Source organism: Paenibacillus sp. VT-400, from assembly GCF_001029205.1.
Classification (GTDB): domain Bacteria; phylum Bacillota; class Bacilli; order Paenibacillales; family Paenibacillaceae; genus Paenibacillus; species Paenibacillus amylolyticus.
Window position 1 is genome coordinate 3,928,509 of the sequence record NZ_LELF01000067.1, and the last position, 10,934, is coordinate 3,939,442.

11 protein-coding genes are annotated in these 10,934 nt (G+C 45.7%); 2 read left to right on the forward strand and 9 right to left on the reverse strand.

Going from position 1 to position 10,934, the window contains the following annotated elements:
* Nucleotides 1-5: 5 nt before the first annotated feature.
* Together EL84_RS27965 and EL84_RS27970 are read left to right on the forward strand one after the other, a co-directional pair.
* Entirely contained in the window at nt 6-878 is an 873-nt protein-coding gene (locus tag EL84_RS27965) for a carbohydrate ABC transporter permease (protein ID WP_047843822.1), read from the forward strand.
* Between the two features lies 1 nt (nt 879).
* Entirely contained in the window at nt 880-1,704 is an 825-nt protein-coding gene (locus EL84_RS27970) for a carbohydrate ABC transporter permease (RefSeq protein WP_036668529.1), read from the forward strand.
* A gap of 162 nt (nt 1,705-1,866) precedes the next feature.
* Here the strand turns inward: EL84_RS27970 and EL84_RS27975 are convergent, their stop codons facing one another.
* Genes EL84_RS27975 through EL84_RS28015 form a run of 9 tightly spaced genes read right to left on the reverse strand, consistent with a single transcriptional unit; the run spans nt 1,867 to nt 10,908 of the window.
* On the reverse strand, nt 1,867-3,195 hold the full coding sequence (locus EL84_RS27975) for an MFS transporter (protein ID WP_036615192.1): 1,329 nt from the start codon (nt 3,193-3,195) through the stop codon (nt 1,867-1,869).
* Nucleotides 3,196-3,215: 20 nt separating this feature from the next.
* Complete coding sequence (locus EL84_RS27980; RefSeq protein ID WP_047843823.1) at nt 3,216-3,851, reverse strand: TetR/AcrR family transcriptional regulator; 636 nt, start codon at nt 3,849-3,851, stop codon at nt 3,216-3,218.
* A gap of 60 nt (nt 3,852-3,911) precedes the next feature.
* Nucleotides 3,912-4,679, reverse strand: coding sequence for an ABC transporter ATP-binding protein (locus EL84_RS27985; RefSeq protein WP_047843824.1), 768 nt, complete (start codon nt 4,677-4,679; stop codon nt 3,912-3,914).
* 12 nt (nt 4,680-4,691) lie between these two features.
* Nucleotides 4,692-7,025: an ABC transporter permease gene (locus EL84_RS27990; protein WP_047843825.1), complete on the reverse strand. Its 2,334-nt coding sequence runs from the start codon at nt 7,023-7,025 to the stop codon at nt 4,692-4,694.
* 35 nt (nt 7,026-7,060) lie between these two features.
* Nucleotides 7,061-7,801, reverse strand: a complete 741-nt coding sequence (locus tag EL84_RS27995) for a thioesterase II family protein (RefSeq protein WP_047843826.1) — start codon at nt 7,799-7,801, stop codon at nt 7,061-7,063.
* 25 nt (nt 7,802-7,826) lie between these two features.
* Nucleotides 7,827-8,711 (reverse strand): hypothetical protein, encoded by an 885-nt coding sequence (locus EL84_RS32345; RefSeq protein ID WP_179086485.1) that lies wholly within the window; start codon nt 8,709-8,711, stop codon nt 7,827-7,829.
* Nucleotides 8,708-8,971, reverse strand: a complete 264-nt coding sequence (locus EL84_RS28005; protein ID WP_017687156.1) for an acyl carrier protein — start codon at nt 8,969-8,971, stop codon at nt 8,708-8,710. The genes EL84_RS32345 and EL84_RS28005 overlap by 4 nt, the downstream gene beginning before the upstream one ends.
* 15 nt (nt 8,972-8,986) lie before the next feature.
* Complete coding sequence (locus EL84_RS28010; RefSeq protein ID WP_047844447.1) at nt 8,987-10,036, reverse strand: HAD-IIIC family phosphatase; 1,050 nt, start codon at nt 10,034-10,036, stop codon at nt 8,987-8,989.
* Between the two features lie 20 nt (nt 10,037-10,056).
* Nucleotides 10,057-10,908 carry a 3-hydroxyacyl-CoA dehydrogenase family protein gene (locus EL84_RS28015; protein WP_047843827.1) on the reverse strand — a complete coding sequence of 284 codons (852 nt, stop codon included), beginning with the start codon at nt 10,906-10,908 and terminating at the stop codon, nt 10,057-10,059.
* Nucleotides 10,909-10,934 lie beyond the last annotated feature (26 nt).

The window sequence follows — 10,934 nt, forward strand, 5'->3', positions numbered from 1 at the left end:
GGATTATGAATGCAAACAAAATCTATCCCTGGTATTTCTCATCTGGAGCGATTGTATTATATCTGCTGTTCATCGTTGCTCCCGCCCTACTGGGCATCTATTATTCCTTCACCGACTGGAACAGTTATAGTTCGGAGAAGAACTTTATTGGTCTGGAGCATTTCCGTACTATTCTGGCGGGTGATCCGACCTATCTGCTTTTTATCAAAAACACAGTCCTGTTCACCCTCGTTACATCCATCGCCAAGACGGTTCTGGGCCTGTTCCTGGCTCTACTGTTGGTCAGCGGTGTAAAAGCCGCGAATCTGCACCGGATGATTATCTTCTCTCCACAGGTGCTGTCGTTCCTGATTGTTGGGCTTGTGTTCAAAAGTCTACTCGATCCCAACAACGGGTTCGTTAACGTGAACCTACGTTCCATGGGACTAGACGTTCTCGCCCAGAACTGGCTGGGCTCCCTGACCTGGGCCATGCCATCCATTATGGCAGTGGATACGTGGAAAGGCATGGGGTACATCATGGTGCTGTTCATCGCCGGACTGCTCGCGATTCCACGTGATTATTACGAAGCAGCATCCATTGATGGCGCCGGGTTCGGGCAGAAGCTGTTCCGAATTACGATTCCGATGCTGATGCCTACCATTACCATCGCCACGGTGCTTAATATTACATATGGGCTGAGAGTTTTCGATGCCGTATACGTGTTAACCAATGGTGGCCCCGGTAACGCGACAGATGTGATTAACACGGCGGTCTATTCCTCTTTTGCCAAAGGGTATTGGGGACTGGGGAGTGCGCTATCTACCATTCTGTTTGTCATCATGGCAATCATCTCCTTTTTCATCATTCGTTTGATGAACCGAAAGGTGGAATACTGACATGCGATTGAGAAAAAGATTGGCTTCGATCGGGTTAAATGCACTCGCCTGGCTGCTTAGCCTGGTGGTCTTGATTCCTTTTGTGGTCATTGTACTGAATTCATTCAAGTCGGACGCCGAGGCCAAAGTGCTGAAGCTGACGCTGCCCGAGAAGTTTATCTTCGAAAATTACAAAATCGTGTATGAACAGGGACACTTGGGAGGTTCTTTTTTCAACAGTCTGCTGCATTCCGGGGCCTCCTCCCTGTTATTGGTGTTTGTTGTGGCCTTCTCGGCCTTCACGTTATCCCGCAACCATTCGAGGCTCAGCAAGTTTCTGTACTTCTTCCTGATTCTTGGTATCACCCTACCGCTTAACTACATTCCGCTGATGGAAGTCATGAAGTCCATGGGCATGATCAATTCACATGTCGGCATGATTCTGCTCTATACGGCTATGGGTATTCCAATCTCGCTGTTCATTACGTATGCGTTTGTGTCTAACATCCCGAAGGAGCTGGATGAAGCCGCGATCATGGACGGATGTAATGGGATCAAGCTGTTCCTGAGAATCATTGTACCTTTGTTAACCTCGGTGCTGGTAACGGTATTTGTTCTTAATTTCCTGAGTGTCTGGAATGAGTTTACTGCCCCACTCTATATGCTGAATACAGTGGAGATGTGGCCGATGACGCTGGCTGTATATAACTTCTTTGGACAATTCAGTGCCCAGTGGAATCTGGTCAGTGCCGATATCGTGCTTACGTCATTGCCTGTGTTGATTGTGTTCCTCATTGGGCAAAAGTATATTGTAGGAGGACTAACTTCTGGGGCGGTTAAAGGGTAAGCTCCACCGACAATCCAAATACACAAACCCATCTTGTCTAAGTACATCTGCTGACTCCTCAGCACAAAAAAGCCCTTGTCTGCTCATCGTGTGAATAACTTCTTCGTACAGAAGAAGTATCACACGCTGCTGCGGACAAGGGCTTACGCTGTTGGATTCGAATTAATCGTGCGCCAACCCGCCAACATCGGATGGAGCCGCTATATCTGGGCTCTGCTCCAAAGATTTGATCATTTTCAAACGGGATGTGATTATTGCGATCAGAATAACAAACAGACCCGCGATGATAAACAGAAAGGCAATACCTCTGCCTGGCCCAGTTCCAATAATTTGACCAACAGACGAAGCCAGTGCTCCCCCCTCCATCAGTAACGGATTAAACACATGGTCGGCCAGAAAACCAGCCAAACTGTACGCGATAATAAACCCGAGTTGTGACAGAATACCAATGATTCCCCATACCCTGCCCTGCTTATCGTTTGCGATATTGTTTCGCACCAGCACATCTGCGCTCATATTGACAAACGGCAGTGATGACAGGAACAGAAAACCTGCGAAGATAATAAAATAAATGTTGGTGGATATCCCCAGAAGCGAGAAAGACAAGCCGCACAAAATCAGACCCATCACAAGTACACTTGCATATCTCTTTGTTATTGTAAATATGCCGATGCACAAGCTGCTAATCAGCATGCCGATGGCACTAACAGACTGAAACGTTCCAAGTGTCTTTGCATCCGTGAATGACAGAAGCATCGGACCAATGAGTGTCTCCAGGAATCCCAGATAAAAGGTGACAAGTGAAATAATCACCACCAGCAACAGTACTCCCTTGTTGGTTACAACTTCTCTCCAGCCCTCTTGAATATCGGTGATCCAGTTTTTTCCTTCTCGATCCTCTCGCTCCACCTTCATGCTCTTCCGAATAACCAGCACAGCCAGAATGGCAACCAGGAATGTCAGAATATTAATGACCAGAATGACTTCAATGGTTGTTATACTAAGCAGAATGCCCGCAATGATGGGTGAAAACAGAAACTTCGAGGATTCAGCCAGTTGTACAAGACCGCTGCCTTTTGAGAATTGATCCTTATCCAGCAGGTCCGTAGCAGAGGCCTTATATGCCGGGCTCTGCAACGCGGAAAACACCGAACTAAAGGCCACTCCCACATAGATATGCCATAATTGGATATCACCTGTGAGCATAATGGACAGAATGAAAATCAAACCGGCTGCCGACCCCAGGTCGCCGATAATCATCATCGTTCGACGGTCGAATCGGTCTGCCAGTACACCTCCAATAGGTCGAAGCAGGATATTCGGCAGAAACGTGAATAAGGTAATCAATGCAACACTTGTTGCCGTATTCGTTTTTTCGAAGGCATACACCCCCAGGGAGAAGGCTGTAAGTCCAATCCCAATCATGGAGATGAGCTGACCAAACCATACTACCAGAAACTTTTTAAATGATTTTTGAACGGTATGTTCCATGGATGATACTCCTTTCTCGGCTAACCTTGATTCGGAAAATAGAGACGAGTGACGTAGGCGAAGCTTCCTTTTTCTGCTCCCAGCACACGTTCCATAATATGTGTGAATGCTTCAACCTTTTTTTGGAGTTCTTCCTCCTCCCATTGAAAGATGCCTCGATCCAGCAAAAATTGTGAAGATACGAGCAGGAATTCGATGGATTCCTTTGGGTTAGGTGTATGAAATACCCCCTCCTGAATGCCCTGCTCTACCACCTCGGCCAAGATGGGACTTAATCGAATTACCGTCTCTACAAGACTCTTTTGGTGCATCTCCACATTATGAACACTGTGCAATTGCTCGATGAGATCATGTTTTCTGCCGTCAGGCTGATTCTGCGCCATCATGATGCGAAAAATTTTGTCATGGGCGTCCAGTTTGGGGTCGGACACCACGTGCCTGGCTGATGCCTCCCCGCTCAGAATAAAACGCATAACGATGGCGTTCATAACCTCTTCCTTGGACTGAAAATAATAATAAAATGTACCCTTGGCAATGTTGCATGCCTGTAGGATATCCATGACCGTAGCTTTGGTATATCCCTTTGTTACAAACAGAACCTCGGCAGCATCCAAAATCTCGTTCCTGCGTTCTTCCGGGTTTTTTATCAGTCTCATATCCTGGCCTCCGATACGTTCGACCGACTGTCGGTCTATTGTAGTCATGGAGTTCTTTTTTTAGAACCCCATTTCAGTCAACCATTGCGCCAAATGGCTTTCCCTTGTTTTTAGATCCTGACGCTCTCTTGCATATTTTCCAATATTTCTGTCTGCAACCAGCTTACCGTCCATCATAAACAGTACACGTTCCGATCTGGCAGCGACTTTCACATCATGGGTCACCAGCAGAATGGTTGTACCCGTTGCATTAATATCGCCCAGAATATCCATGATCTCATACGTTGATTTGGAATTCAGCGCCCCCGTTGGTTCATCGCCGAATAAAATATCTGGATTATTAATCAGCGCACGGCAGATGGCAATCCGTTGAAGCTGTCCGCCTGAGGCTTGGGTGATGTTATGCCCAGCCAGCTCATCAATCCCCATTTTTTTCATTAATGACATCGCCCGTGTATTAATCGTTTCTCTGCTGCTATTCTTGGCCAGATACGCGGAAAGTACGATATTGTCTAATAGATTCAGATTCTTGAGCAGATGAATATTTTGAAAGATGAATCCCATCTTGGTCAAACGTAGACTTGCCAGATCCCTCTCCTCAAATGCCGATATTTTTTTGCCATTAAAATAGACACTTCCAGCACTAATCTGATCCATACCACTTATGTTGTACAGTAAGGTAGACTTGCCTGAGCCAGATGGCCCCATGATGGAAACAAATTCTCCCTTTTTTAATTGAAGGTTGATATCTTTTAAGATGTTATGTTCTTCATTCTCGCCGATCGCTACGGATTTATTCACGTCTTTAGCCTCAAGTATAGTTGTCATCGTTGATCCTCCCTATTCGACAATCATTTTGGATATGCTCGTTTCCTTGATCGATTGGATGCTAATCCATGCTGTCAGTACAATCGTGCCTGCAAGTAACAATGGACACAAAACATATGCCTGTAACGGGTCAACAACAAAAACAATATTGGAAGCACCGAACGTCGACATAATGGCACTAACTAGCAACGGACCCAGCGTATTGGACAATATCGTTCCAGTAACAACCCCTAAGATTAATATGACAAGTGACATCACGACATACTTGAACTTGATTTTAGACAAGGCAAACCCAAGACTTCTTAGTACAGCAATGTCGTTGTTGTCCTTGGCTACTAACATCTGAAGGAACAGTGCTGTAATTAAAATAGATATGAAGACACCGATGACCAAGGCCAGCATCGTCACCATTTTCAATTGTTGGATGGTTCCGCCTAACGTCTGATCCAGATAACCTTGAAGATCGGTTACTTTGGCTGGCGAGAAAGCCGCCTCATATTCAGCAATTTTGGTAGCCATGTCCCCGCGATTATTCAGATCCATACTGACCACGTACCACAACACACTATCCTTGTTGTAAGGCAATAAGGCCTTCGCCGTTTTCCCACCATTCGTAACGTCCTGGTATATTCCGCTGACCGTCATCATCTGGTCCTTGCCATTAACCAGCAAAGTAAGTTGCTCACCAGTCTTCAGGCGCAGCTCGCTACTGTTGGCATCAGATAACGCAATTTCATTCTCGGTTGTTGGCGCATTACCGCTAACATAAGACAATGGGAAAATACTGAAATCCCCAGTTTCTACACTCAGATTGTCGTAACTTCCTTCCGCATTTTTAATCTTGAACTGGCTTGTTACCAATGGGGAATACGTTTTGATGTCTTTATCATTTTGGATCTGAGCAACCAGATTGTCATAACGCTGCTCCACATCATCTGTGTGCCTCAAGTCAATGCGAATATCACTTTGTCCAACACCCATATAAGAGATAAAACTTGGCGCCTGCAAAGTGTTCAGGAAGTTGACCGGCACAATCATGATAAATGAACTGACTACAAAGACGAATAACAATAATCGGAACATCTTGATTCGCTGTATCACTTCCTTCAGACCAAGAAAGACAGGTACGGAAGACCAGCGATTGCGGGACAAACTAAGCCGGTTTCGAATGATCTGGGTATCTCCCAGGCTCCCGGTACGGAGAGCATCCACCGCGGAGATGGAACGAAAACGCCGCAGTACCGTTCGACAGAACAGAACAACCATGGCAAATATTATTCCAGCGGCTAATAACGGAATCGCGAAATGCAACAGGGTTGCAGGTGCTTTTCCCATATACAACATGATGTTGGAAACAAATAGTCTGTTAACGCCAAGTGATGCAATGTAACCAAGCACGGATGCAAATCCGGCCATAAATACATACTTCATCAGATACAGTCTCTTAATATCCTTCTCTGCGATTCCAATCGCTTTCATGACACTAATCTCACGATAATCCTCTTCGATGGTCGCAAGCATCGTGAATCGGATGCAAAGCATCGCAATCAGAATCAGCACAAGACTGACCAAAATAATAACGGCTGCAATAACTCCGTCGGTCATGGCATTCAATACCTGGAACAGCCCATAGGTTACGACTGGACCCGCGTTGGGAAGTCCGGCATTTTGGTAAGCCTGGGTAAATTCACTTGTCAGTCCGGGATCGGTCAACCGGAATTCAATGAGATACTCCATCTCTCCGACGCTCTGCTTCAGTTCCTGCAAATTCCCTGTACTCACAATAAAACGTTTGGAGTGCACAACCGATGGATTCATCTGAGCATCACGGACAAAATCAACGATGGTGTAAGAACGCTCAAATTGACCATTATCGATCCGAACCTGGTCGCCCACGCTCAATTTTTTTTGCTGCATGTAATATACCGGAACCGCGATCTCGCCATCGTTCACCTGAATAATCTCACTGTCCAGATTCAACAAATAGTCGAAACCCTGATTCTGTGTAACAAAGTCAATGTCCATAACACTGTTCTTTTCGGACTCTGCTCCGAGAAACAGATTAGAGCCGTCAATGTTGACCATTTCCACAATCTGATGCTGCTGGACCATGGCATTTTCTTCAGCCCATGTGTTCACTTTGGCCTGATCGATCTCTCCGGCATGCATTTGCACAAAGTGTGGTGTTTTGGATTCAGAAAATAGATATTGGATGGAACTCGTCAGTTCCATAATCATTCGTGACCCCGAAGATACCAGCAAGGCGGCCAGCAGTACAAAAATAAACAACGCAGCCGTAATCCCTTTTTTTCTCGTTATATCGTTTCTCAGCATTCGTAGCAGCATAAACGAACATGGCTCCTCTCATCTACAAGTTGTTCCTATTTATCTGGAGTCATAAAGCTTGTCAGACAATGCGCCACCGTTGAAGGTTGATGCATCATGAACATGTGAGCACCCTCTTTGATGGTTTGAAGCTTCATGGATGTGCCAAAATATCGGCCCCATCTCAACGCTGATTGAAGGGTAACGGTACGATCCCGTTCTCCCCACAGATACAATACCGGCAATGAGAGCGGCTCATATTCAAGCGTTGCTGCAGATTCCAGCATCCTGAAATCCGCCCGGATGACGGGCAGAAAATAATTCAATAATTCTTTTTCATGTATCAGTTCTTGCGGAAGAGCTTCATAGGAAAACAGATGATCAATCAGATTCTCGTCTGACATCTGATCATAATTCTGCATCCCGCATTCGTCAGGCGTGTTGCAGGCAGATAACACAAGCCGTAGCGTTTTAGCTACATCTGGACGTTCCTGACATAAGCGCTGCGCAACGAAGTAGGCTGTAATTCCTCCCAGACTATGTCCAAATAACAGACTGCCGGGCTGTATAACATCCAGCAGTTTGCTGGTATACAGTTCTACGAGTTGCTGCATATGCTCCAGGGGAGTTTCGGTGTTCAGACCATGACCCGGGGGCGTAAACGCCCAAATTTCCGTGTCAGGAAGGTACGGCACTAGGGGCTGAAAACTGTTGGAGTTGCCACCGAGATAAGGAAAACAGACCATTTGTCTGTTTCCCTCCCCCTTTTGTAGCTGCTCCAAATAGATCGGTTCCATCACTTATCCACCACCATAACCAGGCTTACTTTCTTTCCAGAACATATGCAGGGAATGTCTGAAGTGAAGTATCCACATTTTTACGCTTGAAAATGACATGTATGACAATAGCCGATATTGCAAAAAAGAAGAATTGCATAATTTGAACTTGCGGATTAAAGTAGTACAAATCAATTTGACTTCCTGTGGCTACAAGCCAGAATGCAAGCAGATAAAACAGAAGTGTACCTTTGGTTGCATTGAAGATATAACTTTGGAACACGATAAATGCCATAAGCTGAACAACGTAGTATATGTAAGTGGTTGAGGTGCCAAAAGAGGAAATCAAGTATCCCGGAAGCACCCATAATCCGAACAACAGGCCGGTAATCAGACCACTTGTTATATTATTTTTTAACTTCCCTTGCAAGAATGGAAGCAAAAATCCGATCCAGCCAAACAGCCCACCAATCAGCCCCGTCTCCTTGATCAGATTCACAATCCCCAACCAGATCATTTCAGGTACACTATATGTCAGTTCAGGGACCGGTATGCCGAATAACAAGGAACCAAAGTGCATTGTTGATGCAAAGATGATTGAAATTCCAATAATGAGCGGTATCCAGAACAGGTCCTGTCTGCGCGGAACCAACTTCATAAACATTCCTTTTAATGCTTCCGTTCCGCCCATCACATAACATGTAATTAATCCGGCAATGGAAGGTGAATACAGAGCAACGATCGCAAGTGGATGCATCAAGGTTAACTCACCTGTTATGGGTACAATAAAATCCGCAAAGAACATGAACAAACTTGCGATTCCATAACATGTGCCAAAGGAAATTCCCAAAAACAAATACATATATTTGTTGGACGGGCTGGTTGCCGGACTTGTGACTGGACGAATGGATGCCTGATTAGCTGTAATCATAGTGCCGCCTCCTTCTCAGTCAACTTTCTCTCAATAAGATCATGCAAACGGTTAATCGTGCAGAAATTAGCCAAATCCAGATCTTCATTTGCTATCTCAATCTGGAATCTACGCTCTACAAAGTCCACCAAACGCATCGCAAAGAGCGAATTGACGAACCGCTGCTCAAAATAATTGTCATTATCATTAATTTGAGTGTCCTCATGATCCATGGTGAGGTTGTTCCCGATAAACTCCCGAATTTCCTGACGATAATCCACTGCCCTTCCCCCTTGTTATTGATGTTGCCCCTCGGGCACTAAAACCTCAATGTAATCTGGAAAATCTACAGCCTGCTGCAAATCATGATGAAACAGTACTCTTCCTTCCTGATCTGCAGATTGCTGCTGGAAACCGGCAAAGCGATAGCTGATATTCATCATCCGGTTCCTTCCGGTATCCCTGAAGTCCGCAAGCATCTGTTTGCCCTGCTTCTGAGCTTCACGCATGATATACGTTAGCAGTACACTCCCTGCTCCCCTGGACATCACTCTGCAAGACATCAGAAGCATGTTTAGCCGCCATACCTTCTGCTGCATGTGAATTAGTGCAAGCCCAATTTTGCCATATGTCCCGTATTTGTCTTCGAGTTCACACACCAATAACATATGGTCCTGCGAGGTCATCAGTTGGTGCAGCTCCTCGTAACTGTAGGTAATTCCCGTTGCATTTAGTTGATTGGTGCGAACGGTAAGTTCCTCTGCACGTTGAAGATCATCCTCAGTAGCCTCGTAGATGGAAAATTTCATGCCAAGCGTAGCCAGAAATTGTTCTGAAGGTCCCTCATACTGTTCCTCAGCCTGTTTACGGAGCGTATCCGCCTGGTACATCTGCCTTCTGCACGCAGAGTCGGCTGTAATGAATCGAGGCATCAGCCTTGGGTCATCAAGCATGGTTTCATATTGATCCGCATGAAGTACCTGGATGTCAGCATGTACACTTTGCACTTCTTCCAGTTCAAAAGGTTGATCATCCACAAACAGAATGGCATCCATGCCGATATTAATGTTCTGCTGAATCCGCTGAACAGAGACGGACTTCGCATCCCAATGGATTTCGGGATATAGAAAATATTCGGCGATGCCCAGTTCGTTTAGTTTCGCCCAAGCCAGCTCTGCATCATTTTTACTGGCAACAGAGTGCAAAATACCTCGCTGGTCCAGTTTTTCAATCACCTCCTTTAAGCCCGGCTTCAGTTGCACATCTGCAGATTCAAGCAAAACCCCATCCCATATGGTGTGGTCCAGATCCCAAACGATACACTTGATATCCTTGAGCTTTTCCATGGTCATGCCACCCTTCATCATTAGTAGGCATAGAATCCTTGACCCGTCTTCCGCCCCCACTGTCCTGCATCAACCATTTTCTGCAACATCGGACAGCATCGGAATTTGGGGTCCTGATAGCTGTCGTACAATACTTTCAATGAATGCACGACCGTATCTAGACCAATCAGATCCGCCGTCTCCAGCGGCCCCATCTGATAATTGAAGCCCTTCTTCATAATGGCGTCCACCTGCTCGGGTGTAGCGATTCCATCCTGTACAATGTACGCCGCTTCATTCATTAACAAGTGCGAGAGGCGATTAGAGACAAACCCGGGCAGATCCTCTATGACAACTGGACTTTTATCAAGAGTTTCCAAAAACGCTACCATCTCATGTTCCGTACCCTGTGTTGTATGATGTCCTTTGATCACCTCCACCATGGATTTAACGGGAACCGGATTCATCAGATGCACCCCAATGACTCGACCTGGGTCAGGCAAAAATGAAGCGAGCTTTGTCACGGAAATACAGCTTGTATTTAGCGCAAATAAAACATCCGGACGAACCTTGTGGGATAGTCGTGCATAAACTTCCTTTTTCAACTCCAGGTTCTCGGTTACATTTTCAATAATGATACTTGCCTCTTCCACACCTTCATCTTGTGTCTGGAACGAGATCCGTTCCATGATCTGATCCAGGGGCACCTGACCGTACCCTTGCTTCAGAAAGCAAGCTGAACGATATTCACGACGTATAACATCAGGGGCGTGTTCGATGACCGACGCCGAAATATCCTGCAAAATTACACGATAACCAGCCCTCGCGACATCCAGTGCTGTGGCACATCCCATCACCCCTGCGCCAATGATTGCAATGAGTCGATTATGCATACCTAATCACCTCCTTATTGAGCTAC

Coding starts and splice junctions, on each gene's coding strand:
- EL84_RS28010 (WP_047844447.1), bottom strand. CDS start 10,036: ATGGAAAAGCTCAAGGATATCAAGTGTATCGTTTGGGATCTGGACCAC.
- EL84_RS27970 (WP_036668529.1), top strand. CDS start 880: ATGCGATTGAGAAAAAGATTGGCTTCGATCGGGTTAAATGCACTCGCC.
- EL84_RS28015 (WP_047843827.1), bottom strand. CDS start 10,908: ATGCATAATCGACTCATTGCAATCATTGGCGCAGGGGTGATGGGATGT.
- EL84_RS27980 (WP_047843823.1), bottom strand. CDS start 3,851: ATGAGACTGATAAAAAACCCGGAAGAACGCAGGAACGAGATTTTGGAT.
- EL84_RS32345 (WP_179086485.1), bottom strand. CDS start 8,711: ATGATTACAGCTAATCAGGCATCCATTCGTCCAGTCACAAGTCCGGCA.
- EL84_RS27985 (WP_047843824.1), bottom strand. CDS start 4,679: ATGACAACTATACTTGAGGCTAAAGACGTGAATAAATCCGTAGCGATC.
- EL84_RS27975 (WP_036615192.1), bottom strand. CDS start 3,195: ATGGAACATACCGTTCAAAAATCATTTAAAAAGTTTCTGGTAGTATGG.
- EL84_RS27990 (WP_047843825.1), bottom strand. CDS start 7,025: ATGCTGCTACGAATGCTGAGAAACGATATAACGAGAAAAAAAGGGATT.
- EL84_RS27995 (WP_047843826.1), bottom strand. CDS start 7,801: ATGGAACCGATCTATTTGGAGCAGCTACAAAAGGGGGAGGGAAACAGA.
- EL84_RS27965 (WP_047843822.1), top strand. CDS start 6: ATGAATGCAAACAAAATCTATCCCTGGTATTTCTCATCTGGAGCGATT.